We start from the raw sequence: 19916 nt of genomic DNA on the forward strand, positions 1-19916 counted from the left end.
TGCCCCGATAATTATCGACAGCACAACCAGCCCCATAAACATCATTTTGAAAAAAGTGCCTATTTGCTTCATTTCCAAACCTCCTCGTTTTTAAGATGATTCTTCGGTTTTAAGCGCTAAAACGCCCTGGAATCGGAAGTAGCTTTGCTTTCGGGTTTTGTAGTATTCTGAAATAGAAGACCAATGGTGTCAAGCGTATTGTGATTCAACAGGCGAAGTCGCAATCACTAGAATTTTTTGGTATATTGGTACTACCAATAAAGCGCCCCGCTGTCAAGCGAATCATTATATAGATTCCAATTTATAAATTTATGTAATTTTTAATGGCGCTTATGGCGAATGAATGCTAAGTTTGTTACAAATTAAACTTTAAGCCATACCCACTGAATTCCATTGATTTGTTTTACCCAAGGGCCGGAATAAATGAACAGCATCACTCCCCGCCAGCTTCTCGGGTTGATCCGGGACGATAAAGAGATCGCCATAATTGATGTCCGCGAACAGGGTGAGTTTGCCAATGCCCACCTGCTCCTTTCCTGCTGCATTCCATTGAGCCGGATGGAACTTCGCATAGCTGAATTGATTCCGCGGTTAGACACGCCTATGGTGTTGGTCGGTAATGAACCTGCCGATGCCTATCGGCGTACCCAGAGGGCATTTGACCGGCTTAATCAATGGGGGTATACCGATCTTTCTGTTTTAGCGGGGGGCATCGAAGGGTGGCGGCAGGCCGGATATTTACTTTTTTCCGGCGTAAATACACTCAGCAAGGCGTTTGGAGAATTTGTTGAGACCACGTATGATACCCCCCGGATTTCAGCGCAAGCGCTTTGGCAGAAGATAAAACAAGGTGAAGATCTTGTTATTTTAGACGCGCGTCCGGCGGAGGAGTACTTTCGGATGAATATTCCGGGCGCCGTCAACGTTCCGGGGGCAGAGATTGTCTATCGGTTTTTCGATTTTATAAAGAATCCCGAAACCCTGGTTGTGGTCAACTGCGCCGGCAGAACCCGCAGCATTATCGGCGCCCAATCACTGATCAATGCAGGGATTCCGAATCCGGTGATGGCGCTAAAAAACGGAACCATGGGGTGGCATCTGGACGGGCTCGAACTTGAGAATGGGCAGCGTCGATCAACGCCTTTTTTAACCCCTGCCGGTATGGAACGGGCGAAAACATGCGTTCGCAGAGTGGCAGACCGTTTTGGTGTGAAACAGGTTGACCGGGCAACGGTTGCGGAATGGGAAAACGATGCCGGTGGACGCACATGCTATGTTTTAGATGTTCGATCACCGGAAGAATATACGGCCGGTCATTTGGCCGGATCAAGAAATGCGTCGGGCGGTCAACTGGTGCAGGCAACAGACGAATATGTCGCCGTCCGGAATGCGCGCATTGTTTTGGTGGACGATACTGAAATCCGTGCGATCATGACGGCTTCGTGGTTGGTTCAAATGGGCTGGAAGGATGTATTTGTTCTGTCCGGCGGCATCGGCAATGCCGGCCTCGAGGAGCGCCCCTATCATCAGTCGATCATAGCCGATTATAAAGAGGTGCGGGTCATTTCCGCCGGTGAGTTGAATGTGAAGCTGTCTGATGAGTCCGTTGCCGTTATCGATGTGGGCACGAGCCGCACATACCGAACAGGTCATATCCCCGGTGCTTATTGGGTGGTACGCTCGCGGATGGTGCTGGACATTGCCGCTCTGCCGGGGGTTGAACAAATTGTATTGACTGCTTCGGACGACCGGCTGGCGCATCTTGCAGCTGAGGATCTTAAAGCAATCCGGCCGGATGCCGCTGTACGGGTTTTATCCGGGGGAGCGTCGGCGTGGCAGAACGCTGGTTTTCCTGTTGAAAAAGGAACGAGTAAAGCGCTTTCAACGGTTGATGATGTCTGGTACAAACCGTATGAACTAGCAACCGCTTCTGAAAATGCGATGACGGAATACCTGAACTGGGAAGTCGGGCTGGTGGAACAGATCAAAAAAGACGGATCAGTGGTTTTCCCCCGATTTTAAGATTCTGACGTGTTTTCGCACATCAACGGAAAATTTCAGCCGGTCTGCCGGAAAGCCCCCTTTTTTATGAAAGCATTATCGAGACCAATGACAAAATACCCCTGCCCAATTTCGGCGCCAGGTTCTGATTGTAATCCGCCCGGGGCGGATTAACCCTCGAAATACTCAATATTTGATCAAGAGCTTCCCGCGGTCGATAATCTGTTTATTGTCTACCCACAAGCTGGGATATCCCATGATGCCGTCAATGTGCGTTGCGCTGGGCGAGTGGCCGCCCAAAGAAACGTTGTCGCCTAAAGCCATATGAATGGAGCCGAGCCGTTTTTTGTCTTCGGAAACATTTTCAGAAATTCTGGCGCAGGGGTTGGTGCCGACGGCAAATTCTCCCAGGTTAAATGAATTTTTGTCGCCCCGTGTTTTTAATAAGTTCAGCAGTGTCCCGGCTTCTGAGACCCCTTCAACGGCAGTTACAAATCCATTTTTGACTTTCATCACGACCGGTTTTCCGACCCGACCGATTTGATGGACGGATGAGTCAATAACCAGGGTGCCGTTGGCGGTTTTTTCTACCGGCGCAATGGGGCATTCGCCGTCCGGGAAGCAGGCGATGGATCGGGGTTTGAAAAATCCGGCAAGTTCAAGCGCTTTGCGGCCTTTGATGCTGAATTCCAGGTCTGTTCCGGCATCACTGGTGATATGCACTGAGGAGCCTTTGGTCAGGATTTTGGCGATCGCAGCTGTAATTCGTCCGACCACTGTGTAGTCGGCGGTGGCTGCACCATTGGTCAGTGTTTCAATGGTTATATCCGGCATTCCGATATATTTGATCCCTTTCTTAAGCGCCGTGCGGACGCATTCGGTATGGGCCATTCCGGTCGAGGTTGCAAACATCATCATCTGGGAGCCCAGGACCCCGTTGGACATGATCGCGGTGGGTTCCATGCCGTGGACCGGTCTTGCCGGCATTATTATAATGGTGGGTTCGATGCCCATCTCAAATGCTGCCGCTGCCAGGGCTTCGGCTATTTCAAATTCTCGTCCGGTGTCGGTAAGGATAGCGACTTCCCGGACCCCCTTTTTGTTCAGTTCGATGGGAATTTTGGCATATTTTATAAGCTCTATCATTTTCATTTTAGACCTCTGCTTGAAGATGTGGTTAGAATTGAACGGCGGCGTATATAAATTCCGATTAACGCGCCGGTGTCAAGCTTTTTATTGACGACGAATCAATTAATTGCCAAGGCACGGCATTATAAAAAAGTCGATTTCCTGCATCTTTGTGTTTACAACTATTAAAAAGGGCTTTATGTATGTTCGGATTAATTTTTTCAGATTATTACGAATTGGAGGCTTTGTTTAATGGGTAAGCGATTTCTTGAAAAAGGTTGCATGGTCTGGCTCGTGGTCTTTGGGGTGGGGTTATGGTCGACCGCTGTGGCGCAAGAGAAAAAAGTGTTGGAGGTTAAAGCCGCCAGTGTAAATGGTTCCATTATTACCATGAAACAACTGGATCGTGAGCTGACACAGATTCAGCAGAGACTCGCCGGCCAGGGCAAGACGCTAACCGATTCCGAACTTGCCGCAATAAAAAAAGATTTGCTGGAAAGCCTGATCAATCGCGAGTTGATTTATCAGGAGAGTCGCCGGCAGAAAATTTCAGCTAAGGAGTCTGAGGTTGCGGAACAGTTCGATGGCCTAAAAAAGCGATTTCCCGGCGAAACCGAATTTAATCAGGCACTGCAACAGATGAATATCTCCGAAACGGAGATAAAAAAACAGATCCGGCAGGAACTGGAATTAAAAGCGTTTATCGATCAAAATTATTCCCGGAAAATTTCGATACCGGAACCGGAAGTGCGCGCCTATTATGATAGTCATCCTGATTTTTTCAAACAACCCGAGAAGGTGCGCGCCAGCCATATTTTGATAAAAGTGGATCCCCAGGCGGACAATTCGCAAAAAGGGGAAGCACGTCAACAACTGGAACAGATTCAACAAAAACTTGATGCCGGTGAAGATTTCGGCGCCCTTGCAAAAGCCTTTTCACAGGGACCCAGCAGTTCCAGGAATGGGGATCTGGGCTATTTCGGTCACGGCCAGATGGTAAAACCATTCGAAGATGCTGCATTTGCATTAAAACCGGGCGAAGTGAGCGGTATCGTGGAAACCAATTTTGGGTATCATTTGATCAAGATATTTGACAAAAAACCAGAAGCCATGGCCGCATTTGATCAAGCCAAGGGTAAAATTGAACAACATCTTAAGCAGGATAAAATCCGCAAAGAGATTGGCGAATTGATCGAAAAGCTCAAACAGAAGGCGGATGTGAAAAAATATCTCTAGCCATAGCCCCTGCAGTTGCAAAAAAGTTCGATTTTGACTTCGGTCGAGCTCAGCCGAAGCCAGCCTTTGAATGCCTTTCGTTGTGAAATGAAGATTCCGTTTTTACGACCCACCCTATCAGCTCTGGAGATCTATCGATTGTCTTAAGGTCACCCACCGGAACGATATTTTTTAGCAACCGGGTTGTATATTGCGGCATAGCCGGCCACCCGTAACATGACAAGAGGGGTGAAGTGCCGAATGTAAAAAAATGAATTTTAACTCATTTGCACCACAAAGGCTCGAAAAGACAGTGTCTATCACAAAAAAAAGAATATGAAATCATAACAAATTGATATTGATCTATTATAATTTAATATGGGGTGAAAACAATTTTCGGGGAATTTTTCTTGACAGGGGGAAGTTTCCCAATTAAAATGAATGAGTATTCATTCATAATGATTGGTCCTTAATTCTTTTTCTCAGGAGGCCGAAGATTAATCAAAAAGGAAAAAATAACGACAAATACAACCGTATCCTTGAGGCCGCGATTAAGATTTTTGCCGTGCAGGGTTTTTTTCAATCGACGATTTCGCAGATTGCCAAAGAGGCTGGTGTCGCGGACGGCACCATCTACCTTTATTTTAAAAATAAAGATGACATTTTGGTCAATTTCTTCAGTTATAAGGCTAAACAGATTTTTGATCGCTTCCGGGAGGATGTCAAAGGCGCCGATAACGCTTTAGACAAATTAAGAAAACTGATCTTCCGCCATCTCGATGAATTTCAACGTGACCGGAACATGGCCGTGGTCTATCAGGTTGAAATCCATCAGAACAGCCGATTGGTGGAAAAGCAGATCAAGGAAATGTCTAAAATGTACCTGAACATCGTCACTGAGATTGTCGAACAGGGTCAGCAGGAAGGGACAATCCGCAAGGAACTCTATGTAGGCTTGGTGAAACGCTATATTTTGGGCGCAATTGATGAGGTGATCAACACCTGGCTGCATTCCGAGCGCGAATATGATCTCGTATCCATGGCCGATCCGCTGATTGATCTTTTTATCAGAGGGATCTGCAGTTACAAGGAAACAAACCGAAACGGACAGGCTGGAGCGGTTTAGTATTTTATTGGTCCCAGATGAATTCATCAAACAAGGAGAATTACTATTATGGCACAGTTAATAACCGATCGACGGGATGTCGACTTCGTGCTGCATGAACAGATGCAGGTTGAACAATTAGGCAAACACGAAAAATTTGCTGAATTTAATCGCAAGACAATTGATCTGATTGTTACTGAAGCGCGCAACCTGGCCATCAAGGAACTTTTGCCAGCCGCTAAGCTGGGAGATGAAGAGGGATGTAAGTTCGAAAGCGGAAGCGTGACCGTACCGGAGTCCTTTAAAAAGGCCTATGAACTTTTCAAAGAAGGTGAATGGGTTGCCATGACTGAGGACCCAGAGTGGGGCGGCCAGGGAATGCCGCGGACGGTTGCGTTGGCGGCCAGTGAGTATTTCGTCGGCGCCAATTGCTCGTTTATGATGTATTCGGGACTGACCCACGGAGCCGGCAAGCTGATTGAGACGTTTGGGAGTGAAAAACTTAAAAAAATATTTCTTAAAAAAATGTACAGCGGAGAGTGGTGCGGAACCATGCTCCTGACCGAACCGGAAGCCGGTTCGGATGTCGGCGCCTTAACAACGACAGCCGTCAAAAATCCGGACGGCACCTACTCGATCTCCGGAAACAAAATTTTTATTTCCGGCGGGGATCACGATTTGTCGGAAAATATCATTCACCCGGTTCTGGCCCGCATCGAAGGCGCCCCGCCGGGGACGCGCGGAATATCATTGTTTGCTGTTCCTAAAGTGTGGGTGAACGATGACGGCAGCCTGGGTGAATTCAATGATGTCGTCTGTACCGGCATTGAAGAAAAAATGGGTATCCATGGCAATTCAACCTGTTCACTGACCCTGGGCGGAAAGGGCAAATGCCGCGGGTACCTGCTGGGAGAAGAAAACAAAGGAATGCGCGCAATGTTCCTGATGATGAATGAAGCGCGCCTGCTGGTGGGTCTTCAGGGGTTCGGTTTTGCAAGCGCATCTTATATGTATGCGTTGAATTATGCCCGTGAACGGGTTCAGGGAAAATTTCTGTTGAATATGCGGGATGATAATGCGCCTTCAGTTCCGATTATCCAGCACCCGGATGTGCGCCGACAGCTGATGATCATGAAGTCGATGACTGAAGGCATACGCAGCCTGATTTATTATACCGGTCTGTGCTATGACAAAATAGAAACCAGCGACAATGACGAGGAGAAAGAAAAATACAGAGGTATCATCGAGGTTCTCATTCCCATTGCCAAGGGGTATGTCACCGATAAGGCCTTTGAGGTCTGCAGCCATGGCGTCCAGGTCTATGGCGGCTACGGATATATCAAAGAGTATCCGGTTGAGCAGCTTCTGCGGGATTGCCGCATCACCATGATATATGAAGGGACCAACGGCATCCAGGCGATGGATCTTTTGGGCAGGAAGTTGGGCATGAAGGGCGGCAAACCCGTAATGGATTTTTTCGGAGAGGTACAAAAAACAATCGCTGCGGCCAAGAAAATTGAAGGGCTGCAAGACATGGCCGCCAAGGTGGAAAAGGCCCTGAACCGACTCGGCGAGGTGGCCTTAAATCTGGGGGCGACAGCCATGTCGCCCAAAGTGTTGAACGCTTTTGCCTTTGCGCATCCCTTCATGGAGGCGGCCGGCGATGTTGTTATGGCCTGGATGCTGCTGTGGCGGGCGTCGATAGCGGCTCCCAAACTTGAAAAACTGGCCGGCGGCAGTGACCCTGAAGCCAGACTTAAAAAGGCCCAGACGGATAAAAATGCTGCTTTTTATGAGGGGCAGATCAGGAGTGCCGAATTTTTTATCCATTCCCTCCTGCCGGTTACGCTCGGCAGGCTGAATGCGATTGCCGATACCAATGGGGCTGCGATTGAAATTCCGGAATCGGCTTTTGGGGGTTAGGTTGAGACCGAGAGGTCTATTTATGGATGCAGCAACCCAAAAAGGATTCTAAAAATATAAAAGCGTTAACAACGTTAATTGGAAACCATCCGGCATGAGGACAAAAGGGCGAGAATTGAATCTCGCCCTTTTGTATTGCGGTCGTTTATTTTACATCAGGGATGACTTTTTTTGCCATTTCTTCGGCCCGCAGATCTTTTTTCAATATTTTTCCCACATTTGTTTTGGGCAGTTCAATTCTGAATTCGATTTCAGTCGGCAGCTTGTATTTTGCCAGTTTGGTTTTGCAGTATTCAAGCAGATCCTCCTGGGTTGCAGTTTCCCCTTCTTTTAAGACCACAAAGACCTTGACGGCTTCACCCCGGTGGGGGTGGGGGATGCCGATGGCGCAGGCTTCTTGAACTTTCGGGTTTTCAAAGAAGACTTCCTCGATGTCGCGGGGATAGACATTAAAGCCGCCGGATATAATCATGTCTTTTTTACGGTCGACGATAAAAAAATAGCCTTCATCATCCATTTTCCCGATATCACCGGTATGCAACCATCCGTCCGTGATGGTTGCGGCGGTTTCGTCCGGCATATTACGGTATCCTTTCATCACCTGGGGCCCTTTAATTATTACTTCGCCGGACTCGCCTGCGGGAACATCCGTGTTTCCGGTTTCCAGGTCAACGATTCGGCAGAGCGTGTCGGAAATCGGCAGGCCGATGCTTCCGACCTTGCGTTTGCCGCCGCTAAAGGGGTTGATGTGAGTCACCGGGGATGTTTCGGTCAATCCATACCCTTCAACGATGACCGCACCGGTCTTTTCTTCAAACGCCTTGATCACTTCCACCGGAAGCGGTGCACTTCCGGAAAAGCACCCCTTGATGGAGGTCATATCGGTTTTATTAATATCGGGATGGTTCAGCATGCCGATGTACATGGTCGGCACCAGGGGCGCAAAGGTCGGTTTAAATTTTCTGATGCTTTCAAGCAGCTGTTCCGGCTGGGGCTTTGGAACCAGTATGTCCCCCCAGCCCATATAAACGGCAAAGTTCATGGCAGTGGAAAGTCCGAAGACATGAAAAAAGGGGAGCGCGCCCAGCATGACTTCGGTCCCTTTGGTAAATTTGGGGAACCAGGCGGCAATATGCTGGACCTGTTTGCTCAGGTTGGCATGGGTGAGAATAACACCTTTGGAAACCCCGGTGGTGCCGCCGGTATATTGATACATGGCGGTGTCCTCAAAGGAAACGTTAATTTCGGGCGGTGTGGGATTATATTGAGCCAGAAGTGTTTTCCATTTGTATACATTATCGGCCGGTTTGACGTCAGCGGCCAATTTTTTCTTTTTGGCAACCAGGGGAAAGAGCAGGTTCTTGGGAAACGGCAGATAATCGCCGATGGACGTATAGATGATCTCCTTGATTTTTGTCTTGGGCCTCAGGTCGATCATGCGGTTTCCCAGAAGATCGAGTGTAATCAATATTTTGGATGCTGAATCATTGAACTGGTGCTCCAGTTCTCTGTCGGCATACAACGGGTTGTTCATGACTACGGTGGCACCGATTTTAAGGGTGGCGTAGTAAGCGACCACGCAGGGGATGAGATTGGGCAGGAGAATGGCCACGCTGTCACCTTTTCGAATGCCCAAATCATTGAGGCACGCCGCAAATTGATTGACCATTTGCGTTAGTTCGCGAAATGACACCGGATACCCTTGAAACAGTAGGGCCATGTTGTCCGGAAATTCACGGGCCGATCTATCCAGAATATCCGGCAGGCAGATTTCTTCATATTTCAGGTTTTCCGGTACGCCCGTTTCATAATGTGCCAGCCACGGTTTGTCAGCGTATCGTGATTGTGTCGTCATGAAATCCTCCTCATAAGTTGGTGTGGATTATATCATCATCGAAACGGTACATTAAGGGAAGATGCGTTTAAAAAAGTATAAAACATATTAAAATAAAACGAGATATTTGTCAAGACCGTCTGATGATTGAACCGAAATAACGAGCGTATTCCCCGTCCCGCCGGGGCGGGTCGGCAGGGGTCTTTAAAAAAAACACCCCAAAGCATCATGCCGTTTATTTTATGGGGCGTTATTTGTATCAGATTTATCTGTTTCCATATTCAGCAAATAATGCTAAATAAAATTTTTCTTGACAGTGTCAGGAACAATTTATAGTAATGAATGAATGCTCATTCAGTTTTTAGGGTTTATTTACCGCAATACACGACGGGAGTAAAGACTAAAATGGAACCGGTACTGATTTCACCTGCTAACGCAACGATTCTGGGTATTCCTTCTGTTGTTTTTTCTGTTTTGATTCCCCTGGTCGGATTGGGTTTTTTGGTTTTATTGATATACAAACGGCTTGCGCCGCTATCCCAGGGCGCGCCGGATCCGCGCCGGGACCGGATCGCAGAACGGGTGGTCAACACATTCATGGTCCCCCATCACCGCATGCCCCGTTACATGCTGGCCGGCGCCATTCATATCACCATTCTGACCGGTTTTATCGTTATCTCGCTGCGCTGGATTACGTTGCCGCTGATGGGCATATTCGACGGTTTTGCACTGCCGGGGTTTGGGGGGCTGCTGGGAAGCATTTATACCAACGTAAAAGATCTTGTGGCCACCTTTGTCCTGATCGCCTGTACGGTTGCCATCATTCGTCGGGTCGTATTTCATCCGAAAAGATACAGCGTGCCTGCCAGATTCGGCAAAGAGCGGACATGGGAAACACCGGTCGCGCTTCTGCTGATTGCGCTGCTGATGGTCGCGGATATGTTTTTCCAGGGGAGTCAGGTTGCGGCCGGCCTTCACAAAGGAATAGAGGCGCCGCTGATGATTCCCGCAACCGGAATCTGGTTTGTCTCACACCTGTTGGCGGCGACTTCGGGTGAAAAATTCCAGGCGATCCACCTGGGCGCATACTATTTCCACGAACTGGCATTTTTCTTCTTCCTCTGCCTTCTGCCATTCGGCAGGTTTTTTCATCTGATTACTTCGATCCCCACTCTTTTCTCCATGAAACTGAACAAAGGGACCGTTAAGCCGGTGCGCTGGGGTGTGGCCGAAGATAAAATCGAAGCGCTTGAAACCTTTGGCGTGAACAAGTTTGAAGATTTCACATGGAAGCACATGCTTGATTTTTACGCCTGTGCGGACTGCGGCCGGTGTTCGGACCAGTGCCCGGCCAACGCAGTCGGCCGACCGCTTTCACCCCGGTTTATCTCCATCAAATGCCGCGACTATGCCCATCAATTATATCCCCTTCGGGGTGAAAAAGCCGAGAGCAAGACGCTGATCGGCCACGTCCTGGAGGAGGATGAAATCTGGTCCTGCACGACCTGCGGCGCCTGTGAAGAAGAATGCCCGCTTCTGATCGAATATATCGACAAGATTGTGGATTTGCGTAGATACATGGTGGACCAGGGACTGGTGCCGCAATCCCTGCAAAAACCCCTGGGGGCCATCGAAAAGCGGGGGAACCCCTATGGGAAGATGGAAAAAAAACGGGCTGAATGGGCAGCCGAACTGACGGAAGGCGCCCCGGTGAAAGTTCTCCAAAAAAATGCAACGGCGGAAACGCTTTATTTTGTGGACAGCATAACGTCTTTTGATGACCGCATCCAGCAGATCGCCCGGGCAACGGCGCGGGTGCTGGCGGCCGCCCGGATTGATTTTGGAATATTGGGGCCGGAGGAAAGGGACAGCGGCCACGAAGTCAGGCGCTTCGGGGAAGAAATGCTTTTTTTGGATCTGAAAGACCGTAATACCGAAGCGATTTTAAACGCCGGTGTCTCTAAAATCGTTACATCGGATCCCCATGCCATGAACGCCCTTAAAAACGATTATACAGAAATACCACCGGTGAAGCATATCAGCCAGACCATCGCGCGGGCGCTAAAGGCCGGAACAATTCAATTGAAAACTGTTGAAGATCCAACAGCTGTTTATACCTATCATGACCCCTGCTATCTGGGACGCCACAATGGCATCTATGACATTCCCAGAGAAGTCATCGATGCGATTCCGGGCATCCGGCGGGTGGATATGCAAAAATGCAGGGATCGTTCTTTTTGCTGCGGCGGCGGCGGGTTGATGCTTTATTATGAACCCATTGAAGAGACCCGCATGGGAAAATTAAGGGTTGAGATGGCCAAAAATGCCGGCGCAACCGTGATTGTTACCGCCTGTCCGTTCTGTCTGGTGAATATTGAAGACGCCATTAAAACAAGCGGCCTGGAAGGGCAAATGCAGGTTGTCGACATTGTTGAGCTGATTGATCTTCACCTGATCAGATCATCATAGCAGGTGTCCGGGCGCCACTGCGCCACTGCACGATAAAGGTTTTAAACGAATGACAAGGGTTATCCGAATAGATAAACTTAATATCACTGTCTGGGAGGAAAAAAATGGAAATTTTGGTATGTGTTAAAAGGGTCCCGGATACTGCGGAAAACGAGATCAACGTCAGCCGTGACGGCTCCGACATTGAACGCGGTGATCTGGTTTACTCAGTCAATGAATGGGACAATTACGCGGTTGAAGAGGCGATTCAGATTCGAGACAAGGTCGGCGGGAGTATTACGGTCGTATCGGTGGGAGATGGAGATGCCGAAGAAGTATTGCGAAGAGAAATGGCCATGGGCGCAGACAAGGGAATTCTCCTGTCGGATGAATCCTTCACCGGATCTGACGGTAAGGGTATTGCCCGTATCATCAAAGCCGAAGTGGAAAAGGGTTCATATGACTTGATTCTGACAGGAGCCCAGGCCGATGACGGCGCCGGACAGATCGGCGGGCTGCTGGCAGCGATGTTGGATTGGCCCTATGCGTCACTGGTCAACAAATTAGAAGTGTTGGATGATAAACGGATTAAGGTCGGGCGCGAGATTGCGGGCGGCAATCAGGAGATGAACGAGATGGATCTCCCCTGCGTTCTTTCGATCCAGACCGGAATTAATGAGCCCCGTTATGTCGGCATCCGGGGCATCCGCAAGGTGGCATCTGTTGAGATTCCCGTCCATAAAGCTTCTGATCTGGGCCTTGCGCCGGAATCGGTTGGTGCGGCCGGTGCAAAAGTGAAACGGCTGGACTACTTCCGACCGGAACTGGGCGAAGGCGCTGAAATGCTGGAAGGCAGTGCGGAAGAGAAGTTGGAAAAGCTGGTTGAAATTTTAAAAACCAAAGGAGGACTCAAATAATGACGCAACAGATTTTTGCATATATCATTCAAAAGGGCGGCAAAATAGACGATACCGCCCTTGAGCTGGTAAGCGCTGCAAAAAAAATTAATTCAGCCTCCTCCGTTACCGCCCTGGTCGCAGGTGCAGGCGAAACACTGGCAGCGGCCTGCAGTCAGGCGGCCGCTTCCTATGAAACCGTCTGGAAAATTGAAAACGAGGCGCTGGCCCATGTCAATGCGGAAGTGCTGCGGGGAATGCTGGTCCGTATTCTGCCAAAGGAAAGCATCGTTTTGATTCCCCATGAACATTTCGGAATGGATCTGGCGCCGGGCCTTGCCGTTAAATTGGATGCGGCTTATCTTCCCGATGCGGTGGGGTTTGAAGAAATCACGGAAGGGAAGCTCAAAGCGGTTCGCGAGGAATACTCCGGCCAGGTCAGCACACATCTCAGTTGCGATCTTTCCGGCGGAGCCGTCATTACCATTCGTCCCGGGTCTTTTGCTGGGGATGAGAGCAAGGCGCTGAGCGGGCAGGTTGTGAACAAGAGTGCAGATGCCGCGGCAGAGGGAATCCCCGGAAAGTCCCGCCGGTTTATTGAAGTGGTTGCAGCCGAAGTCGGCGATGTCGATATAACCAAGTCCGAGGTTCTGGTCTCGGTGGGTCGTGGAATTGAAGACCAGGAAAATCTCGAAATGGTCAATGAATTGGCCGCTGTCATGGGTGCCGACGTGGCCTGCTCCCGGCCGATTGTGGATGCCAAGTGGCTGGAAAAATCACGCCAGGTCGGCACATCCGGGCAGACCGTAAAACCCAAAGTCTATCTGGCGTTGGGTATCAGCGGTTCTTTTCAGCATATGGGCGGCATCAAAGGGGTTCCGTATATCGTTGCCGTTAATAAAAACCCCAAGGCGCCGATTTTTCAAGTTGCCGATGTCGGTGTGGTTGAAAATATCCTGGAATTTATACCCGCACTAACGCAAAAGGTGAAAGAAGTGAAGGGATAGCATCAGCGGTTGTTTTCCAATAAAAATCCGGCCGACTTTTATCTAAAAAAGTCGGCCGGATTTTTTATGATGATGGGCTCAAGCAGCAAATGCCGGGAGGCGACGCTCCGGGCAATTATTTCTGGAACACAAACTGCAACTTCACACCTGCAATCTCAATTGTATCGAACTCCTCAAGTTTAACGGACTCTTTAACGGATTCGCCGTTTACTTTCGGTTTGGACATGCCGCTGACAAAGCTCAAAAAATAACCGTTGGGCCTACGACTGATGGTTGCGGCCGTGTGCCCCACCATCATGCCGCTGACGACAATATCACAGGAGGAATCCTTTCCGATTTTGATAAGTTTCTTTGAAAGTTCAATTTCACCCTCACCGCCTGAAAGATAAGACAGGACCGCTGGCTGTTCTTTGGGGAGCACTTTGGTTTCGTCTTTTAAAGCACCTTTGGCCAGCAGGCTCCGGTATTTTTCAGTGTCCATTACCATTGTTTGGTCCATGGCGTCCGCGCTTTCCGGCTGGGTTTCGTCTGCGCCGAAGCTGACAGCCAGTGTGTGTTTGCCGATGGTGATGAGATCCCCGCTTTTAAGCCAATGCGAAGTCACTTGCTGATCATTGACAAATGAACCGTTTTTACTCTGCAGATCCGTCATTAAAAAGCCGTCGCCCACGGAGTCGATCTTGGCATGATGACCGGACACGGCAAGGTTTTCGATACAGATTGTGTTGTCTTCACGCCGGCCTATCGTCATGGACTGCCCTTTTTCCAACCGGTATTCTGATATCACGTTTTCTTTGAATTTAAGTGTAAAAGTCGGCATCGCATCACCTTTTCATTTAAATATTTTTTTGAAAGGATTTAATAAACCGTCCCCGATCCGTGTGAGCAGCTCCCAAAAACCGCCCTTTCCATGCAGTGTTTTTTTAACTTTGGCCACAATCACCGTTACGTTGTCGTCGCCGCCGCGTTCATTGGCCAGATCGACCAGTTTCCGGCAGGTTTTTTCAGGTTTTTCTTTGTTGACTATTTCCAGGATTTCGTCCGCTGAAACCTTGTCGCTTAAACCGTCGGAGCTGATGACCACAATGTCGTCTTTGAAATAAGGTATTTCACAAATATCCGGCGTTACGGTTTCTTCAATGCCCATGGCGCGGGTCAGCATGTGGCGATATTCTCGCCCTAAATTGGCCGCGCCTTCGGGGTTGATGGCGGCGTGCTCCGCCATGACCGTGTGAAGAACCGAGAGGCGTTCAATCGTGCCATTGTGGACAAGGTAGATGGGGCTGTCCCCCACGTTGGCGGCGATAAGGGTTTCATCCGTAAAAAAGACCGCAGAGACAGTCGAACCCATCCCCCGGTATGTTTCTTTGGTATGTGAAACCTTGTTGACGCCCAGATTGGCCAGGTGAATACTGGAAAGCAGCCGATTGGCTTCCTTTGAAAGGGTTTCATCAAAGTCTTCCATTTCTTCGGCATCGGTGTCTTCCTTGAACCGTTTCATATAGTCGCGCATGGTATCGACGACGAGACTGCTGGCCACCTCCCCGGCCTGGTGCCCCCCCATTCCATCAGCGACGATATAAAGGTTGGTTTCGGTATCCAGAAACAAGGCATCTTCATTGCCTTTCCGTTTCCGACCGACGTCGGTAATTCCCGCTGATTCGATGATCACCATAATATTATTCCGGAAAGTCTATCTGAACAAGGGCCATAGCGTGTCTAAAAAGAGCGATGGTGTGCGCTGCCACACGGTCGCGGCAGCTTGAAAAATTCATACGAATACGAAAATAATATTTTCTTATGACAAAAAACATTTCAGGTCAAGTGTTTCGTAAAAGAATCCGAAACCCTTTATAATTTACGGGTATCCGCTATTGTGCCGTGCGTTTTAGCATGACAGCATCAATTTTTTTACCGATTTCACGGAGATGGGCGGCCATGAGCGATGCTTTCTGGTAGCGTTTTTCACGGTCTTTCACCAGGGCCTTATTGATTACCAGTACCAGCGGTTTCACAATTTTGGGATTAAACTCTCTGGGATCCGGCGGCGCTACATTCATAATCTGATGCATCAGGGCCGAGGGGCTGTCTCCTTTAAAAGGGAGCGTGCCGGTCAGCAGCTGATATGTCATCGTTCCCAGGGAAAAAATATCGGAGCGGCCATCCACTTTTTCGCCTGAAAATTGTTCCGGCGACATATAAAAGGGCGTGCCTTTGACAACACCGGTTTGGGTCTGGGAAGAGGCGGTGATGCGGGCGATGCCGAAATCGGTGATTTTCACAACGCCGGACTTCAAAAGCATGATATTGGCCGGCTTAATGTCCCGGTGAACGATTCCCTGCTGGTGGGCGTAATCCAAGCCGTCGGCAATATCGGCAACATAGTCGATGACTTTGCGCATGGGCAGCAGGTTGTCTTTTTGGGTGTATTTTTCGAAATCTTCGCCTTCCAGAAACTCCATGGCGATATAAGCCAGATCCTGTTCTTCGCCGGCGTCATATATCGTAACGATATTGGGGTGTGACAGGGTTCCGGCGCTTTCCGCTTCCCTAAAGAACGTTTCTTTCAGTTTTTCGATCTCTTCCGGTTTGAAATCATCCGAGAAACGAAATGTTTTGATCGCGGTCGTTCGATTGATGCGGGGATCTTTGCCGAGATAAACGATACCCATGGCGCCCTTACCCAACTGCTTGGCGATCTCATAGCGCCCAAGGGTCGGTTTGGTGTCTGAACCGGTGGCCAACATGCCGTCCCCTGTGCCGCCGCCCATGAAACCGCTCCCGAAAACCATGGTTTCGCTTGCCTGGATCAGTTTTGTCTTCTTTGCGTGAACGTCCTTGAATTTGCTGTCGTGGGATTCAATATACTCGTAGACGGAGGCCGCCTTGTTGAACTGCCGTTTTCTTTCATAGTCCAGTGCCAGGTTGTAGAGAATGTCTTTCATTTCATTGTCGACCGGGACCCGACGGAACTTGTCGAATGCCATGTCCAGCATGCCCTGGCTTTGAAAGGAAACCCCCAGCATTCGGTTTGTTTCAGCCGATTCTCCTTCGGCTTTTTCTTGGCGGGTTTCGGTTACAAAGTATTTCAGGCTGACCACACCGATGTACCCGAAAAACAGCAGCATCAACGGATACATCAGCCGAACCCACACCCCCTGCGAAATAAAAAAAGAAGCGGCGCCGCCGATGAGCAGGATGGCTATCAGCACGAACGTCAGACCGGCGGTCAGGGCTTTTAATCTCGGCAGGACAATTGTGATGACAATTCCTAAAATAATGATCAGCAGCAGTTCCAAAGCCGGTACCCAAGAGGGCTCCTGGATAAAATTTTTGTTTAGGATGGCCCACAAGACATGGGCTGAAAATTCACCCACCGGCATGGTGGCATCGGTGGGGGTGCTGAGGGGATTCATGATCCCGGCCGCTGTAGGGCTCACCAACACCAGCTTGTTTTTGAAGATGCTGGCAGGGACTTTGTTGTTGAGAACGTCAAAGAAAGAATAATGCCTGAATGATCCCCGCGGGCCTTTAAACCCCACCAGAAATTCCGTGCTGGTGGTTGTGGGAATTTTAAGTGCGCCGAGATAAAGATCCGATCCCAATTCGGCCCGTATGTTGTTGTCGGGAACGTTCAGATAATGGGCTGCCAGCCGGACGGTATACGAGGGGATATAAATGCCGTTATATTTGTAGAGCAGACGTTCGCGCCTGGCCTTACCATCCAGGTCGTAGGAAAGGTTGATATGGCCGATCCCTTTGGCGGCATCCATAAAAATCGGGATGGGAAGGACGATTTCATTGGCCCAGGGCGTACTGAAACCTTCCGGGTTGCGGACATCCAAGACCGCTTGAACTGCCAGGCGGTCGTTCTCTTTTTGCTGGTTTTCCATGGCCACCGCCGATTCCTTGAAAAATACCGGCAGAACCACATTCCCGGCGGCATGAATTGCTTGGGCCAGTTTGCTGTCATTGTCCAGCCTCAACTGGGCTTCGCCGATGGCCTTTAGAAACGCCTGGCCCGCTTCTCCGGACTGATTTAAGAGGGTTTGACCGAATAAATTTTCAAGGCCGATTATTTCTTTTAGACCGATGCTTTCCTGGGGTTCACTGAGGATCAGACTAAAACCGATTACCTTTGGTTTGCCGGCAGAAATTTTACCGATCCCTTCGGCCATCAGCGACCTGGGCCACGGCCAGCGGCCGAGTTTTTCAATGGAATCATCGTCGATATCCACCAGAACGATATCGCTGGGGGACTCAGGATTGGCGCGTAAATTGATCATTACATCATAGAACTTGAATTCCAAGGTGTCGATGAACTCGACCCGGAAGAGTCCAAGCCCTAAAAAAAGGATCGTAATGCCCAGACCCCAGAAAAGCGCCGGATGCCGCTTAAAGATACTCATATTTGCCCCTCCTGAATGATGCCTTTCCGGTGTAGATAACGATCAAAATAGTTAGCCGTAATACGGTTGCAGGAATAACGGTTTGGGGCCGTTTAAAAAATCTTTTCCAATGCCAAACAGATTCGATTGACATGGAAACGAATCGTGTCATTGAATTTCATTAAAAATGGCGCAGCAGTTTCATGCAAAATTTGAGTAATTATAAATTTTTATATCGACAGGGGCCGTTTGTCAACGTTAAACCATACGGCGGCCGGATAGATAAATGTCCGGTTCGGTTCACTTTCCATACTGGCCTTTTGCGGTTGAATCTGATAAAAGTAATTCAGTGGAGATATAACCGATGCAGATACCGTCGAGACAGAAGTGCCTGAGTCTGATTCGCCAGATGAGCATGCTGGACCATATCGTGGTACATTCTTTTCAGGTATGCCGCGTGGCGATTTTTCTGGCAGATCATATGGGACCAGGGTCGAGCAGCTTAAGCCGCAATTTGGTTCAGGCCGCCGCCTTGCTGCATGATATCACCAAGACGCGCAGCTTTACCACCCGTGAAAACCATGCCCTTACCGGCGCGCAATTTCTCAATGAGATGGGGTATCCGGAAGTGGGGCATATCATCGAACAGCATGTTCGTCTGGACAGCTATGCGCTGTCCGATTTCCCAACGGAAGCTGAAATTGTCAATTATGCCGACAAACGCGTCCTGCACGACCGGATCGTTACGCTTAACGAACGCATGGCGTATATTCTGGAAAAGTATGCCACAGGACCGGAATACCGCGAGCGATTGCGATGGCTCTGGAAGAAAACGGAGGAGCTGGAGTTGAGACTTTTCAGCTACGTTTCCTTTAAACCGGAAGAACTCGGGAGACTGATCGATAATGAAAGCGATGTAAACGACTATTTGTCCCTATCCAGCCTCACTGCCGGCAAGTAATTTATTTTCCCCCTTCACTTTAAAATGCAGCACTTTATCTGTTCCTATAACTCAACAGTTCCTCATTACTCAATTCTTCATGAGGAACCAATCGATAATGCTTTTCGGATAAAATAGACACTCCCTTTTTGTCCTCCTCAAAAGAAAATAATGCAATTAAATTTTCATCCATAAATTGAGCAGCGGTAGGAATACAGACTAAATGGGGAAATTTTTCTAAACACATGGCTATATCTTGCTCAATCTGTACGATATTCAACTGGTCGCTTCCTCCTTTACCTTGAACAGGTAAAATGTATTGTATTCCTTTAAGATCCACCCCCACATAAAGTTCATCGGTTTCGATTTGTCCAATTCCTCTAACTGTCGTTCGGAGATGGTTCTGCAAGGAATAGCATGTAATTCCAGTGAAAATATCAATCAAGCGATTGTATCTTAACTTGGCGAGCAATGCTTGTTCATCATTCAAGGCATAACTGGCAATGATGCCAGGTGTGGCATCCGGTATTTTCGTCTCGGAAAGCATCGGATTGGGTGTGATTCTTGGGGAGGAAGCCAAAGCAAATTTATATTGAGATTGACCCATCGGCCTGATGATCCATTCGAGCCCTTTGGGTGCTTCCTTGCGAATAGATGCGGGCAACTCCGTCCTATATCGGAAGCTATAAATAATATCTCCGAGATTTTTCGGCAGTTTAATTCCCAACTCATTTGCCGTCTCCACTAAATCTTCACGTTTAAAAGAAACTTCCGAAGCACCTTTCGTATAATGTTTTTTAAACATCCTTTCGATTAATTGCGTGTATCGATTTTTGTTTGACATTTTATGCCCCTAATTTTTACCTTGCCATTTTAACACAACGACCTCTTCATTCATATGTTCTTTGGTTGCGGTAGCGAAACGAGTTCTGAACAGATCAATATTCACCACTTCATACCCCAATGATTGAGCGATATCAGCTAATATTGAACCCGTGCGGATCATAATACGGAGATAAGAAGCTTGATCA

14 protein-coding genes are annotated in these 19916 nt (G+C 48.8%); 8 read left to right on the plus strand and 6 right to left on the minus strand.

Annotated features, from left to right (window positions below; translation table 11 throughout):
* Positions 1-423: 423 nt before the first annotated feature.
* Positions 424-2022 carry a rhodanese-like domain-containing protein gene (locus tag P1P89_16715; GenBank protein ID MDF1593159.1) on the plus strand — a complete coding sequence of 533 codons (1599 nt, stop codon included), beginning with the start codon at positions 424-426 and terminating at the stop codon, positions 2020-2022.
* 165 nt (positions 2023-2187) lie between these two features.
* Here the strand turns inward: P1P89_16715 and P1P89_16720 are convergent, their stop codons facing one another.
* Complete coding sequence (locus tag P1P89_16720) at positions 2188-3153, minus strand: aminopeptidase (protein ID MDF1593160.1); 966 nt, start codon at positions 3151-3153, stop codon at positions 2188-2190.
* 228 nt (positions 3154-3381) lie between these two features.
* On the opposite strand from P1P89_16720, the gene P1P89_16725 reads away from it, so the two are divergent.
* The 3 genes from P1P89_16725 (at position 3382) to P1P89_16735 (ending at position 7372) form a co-directional block, all read left to right on the plus strand.
* Positions 3382-4365 carry a peptidylprolyl isomerase gene (locus tag P1P89_16725; protein MDF1593161.1) on the plus strand — a complete coding sequence of 328 codons (984 nt, stop codon included), beginning with the start codon at positions 3382-3384 and terminating at the stop codon, positions 4363-4365.
* 475 nt (positions 4366-4840) lie between these two features.
* Entirely contained in the window at positions 4841-5470 is a 630-nt protein-coding gene (locus tag P1P89_16730; protein MDF1593162.1) for a TetR/AcrR family transcriptional regulator, read from the plus strand.
* A 48-nt stretch (positions 5471-5518) separates the two neighbouring features.
* Complete coding sequence (locus tag P1P89_16735) at positions 5519-7372, plus strand: acyl-CoA dehydrogenase (protein ID MDF1593163.1); 1854 nt, start codon at positions 5519-5521, stop codon at positions 7370-7372.
* A gap of 145 nt (positions 7373-7517) precedes the next feature.
* Here the strand turns inward: P1P89_16735 and P1P89_16740 are convergent, their stop codons facing one another.
* The gene (locus P1P89_16740; protein MDF1593164.1) at positions 7518-9227 is read right to left on the minus strand and encodes a long-chain fatty acid--CoA ligase; all 1710 of its coding nucleotides are present in this window, start codon (positions 9225-9227) and stop codon (positions 7518-7520) included.
* 384 nt (positions 9228-9611) lie between these two features.
* Here P1P89_16740 and P1P89_16745 point away from each other — a divergent pair, with 384 nt between their 5' ends.
* The 3 genes from P1P89_16745 to P1P89_16755 all read left to right on the plus strand — a co-directional run bounded on the left by P1P89_16745 (position 9612) and on the right by P1P89_16755 (position 13557).
* On the plus strand, positions 9612-11675 hold the full coding sequence (locus tag P1P89_16745) for a (Fe-S)-binding protein (protein ID MDF1593165.1): 2064 nt from the start codon (positions 9612-9614) through the stop codon (positions 11673-11675).
* A gap of 104 nt (positions 11676-11779) precedes the next feature.
* Positions 11780-12571: an electron transfer flavoprotein subunit beta/FixA family protein gene (locus P1P89_16750; protein ID MDF1593166.1), complete on the plus strand. Its 792-nt coding sequence runs from the start codon at positions 11780-11782 to the stop codon at positions 12569-12571.
* Positions 12571-13557: an electron transfer flavoprotein subunit alpha/FixB family protein gene (locus P1P89_16755; GenBank protein ID MDF1593167.1), complete on the plus strand. Its 987-nt coding sequence runs from the start codon at positions 12571-12573 to the stop codon at positions 13555-13557. Before P1P89_16750 ends, P1P89_16755 begins: the two co-directional genes overlap by 1 nt.
* 115 nt (positions 13558-13672) lie before the next feature.
* On the opposite strand, the gene P1P89_16760 is transcribed toward P1P89_16755, so the two are convergent.
* The 3 genes from P1P89_16760 to P1P89_16770 form a co-directional block, all read right to left on the minus strand.
* Positions 13673-14377, minus strand: coding sequence for an FHA domain-containing protein (locus tag P1P89_16760; protein MDF1593168.1), 705 nt, complete (start codon positions 14375-14377; stop codon positions 13673-13675).
* Positions 14378-14389: 12 nt separating this feature from the next.
* Positions 14390-15232: a protein phosphatase 2C domain-containing protein gene (locus P1P89_16765; protein ID MDF1593169.1), complete on the minus strand. Its 843-nt coding sequence runs from the start codon at positions 15230-15232 to the stop codon at positions 14390-14392.
* Positions 15233-15428: 196 nt separating this feature from the next.
* On the minus strand, positions 15429-17966 hold the full coding sequence (locus tag P1P89_16770) for a serine/threonine-protein kinase (protein MDF1593170.1): 2538 nt from the start codon (positions 17964-17966) through the stop codon (positions 15429-15431).
* Between the two features lie 343 nt (positions 17967-18309).
* Between P1P89_16770 and P1P89_16775 the strand changes: the two genes are divergently transcribed.
* Complete coding sequence (locus P1P89_16775) at positions 18310-18906, plus strand: HDIG domain-containing protein (GenBank protein MDF1593171.1); 597 nt, start codon at positions 18310-18312, stop codon at positions 18904-18906.
* Between the two features lie 34 nt (positions 18907-18940).
* On the opposite strand, the gene P1P89_16780 is transcribed toward P1P89_16775, so the two are convergent.
* Positions 18941-19729, minus strand: coding sequence for a hypothetical protein (locus P1P89_16780; GenBank protein MDF1593172.1), 789 nt, complete (start codon positions 19727-19729; stop codon positions 18941-18943).
* Between the last annotated feature and the right edge of the window lie 187 nt (positions 19730-19916).

It is taken from the genome of Desulfobacterales bacterium (assembly GCA_029211065.1).
GTDB lineage: Bacteria > Desulfobacterota > Desulfobacteria > Desulfobacterales > JARGFK01 > JARGFK01.

Excerpts from the sequence above, each read along its gene's own strand:
- P1P89_16715 (MDF1593159.1), top strand. The coding sequence starts at position 424 with ATGAACAGCATCACTCCCCGCCAGCTTCTCGGGTTGATCCGGGACGAT.
- P1P89_16720 (MDF1593160.1), bottom strand. The coding sequence starts at position 3,153 with ATGAAAATGATAGAGCTTATAAAATATGCCAAAATTCCCATCGAACTG.
- P1P89_16725 (MDF1593161.1), top strand. The coding sequence starts at position 3,382 with ATGGGTAAGCGATTTCTTGAAAAAGGTTGCATGGTCTGGCTCGTGGTC.
- P1P89_16735 (MDF1593163.1), top strand. The coding sequence starts at position 5,519 with ATGGCACAGTTAATAACCGATCGACGGGATGTCGACTTCGTGCTGCAT.
- P1P89_16740 (MDF1593164.1), bottom strand. The coding sequence starts at position 9,227 with ATGACGACACAATCACGATACGCTGACAAACCGTGGCTGGCACATTAT.
- P1P89_16745 (MDF1593165.1), top strand. The coding sequence starts at position 9,612 with ATGGAACCGGTACTGATTTCACCTGCTAACGCAACGATTCTGGGTATT.
- P1P89_16750 (MDF1593166.1), top strand. The coding sequence starts at position 11,780 with ATGGAAATTTTGGTATGTGTTAAAAGGGTCCCGGATACTGCGGAAAAC.
- P1P89_16755 (MDF1593167.1), top strand. The coding sequence starts at position 12,571 with ATGACGCAACAGATTTTTGCATATATCATTCAAAAGGGCGGCAAAATA.
- P1P89_16760 (MDF1593168.1), bottom strand. The coding sequence starts at position 14,377 with ATGCCGACTTTTACACTTAAATTCAAAGAAAACGTGATATCAGAATAC.
- P1P89_16765 (MDF1593169.1), bottom strand. The coding sequence starts at position 15,232 with ATGGTGATCATCGAATCAGCGGGAATTACCGACGTCGGTCGGAAACGG.
- P1P89_16770 (MDF1593170.1), bottom strand. The coding sequence starts at position 17,966 with ATGAGTATCTTTAAGCGGCATCCGGCGCTTTTCTGGGGTCTGGGCATT.
- P1P89_16775 (MDF1593171.1), top strand. The coding sequence starts at position 18,310 with ATGCAGATACCGTCGAGACAGAAGTGCCTGAGTCTGATTCGCCAGATG.
- P1P89_16780 (MDF1593172.1), bottom strand. The coding sequence starts at position 19,729 with ATGTCAAACAAAAATCGATACACGCAATTAATCGAAAGGATGTTTAAA.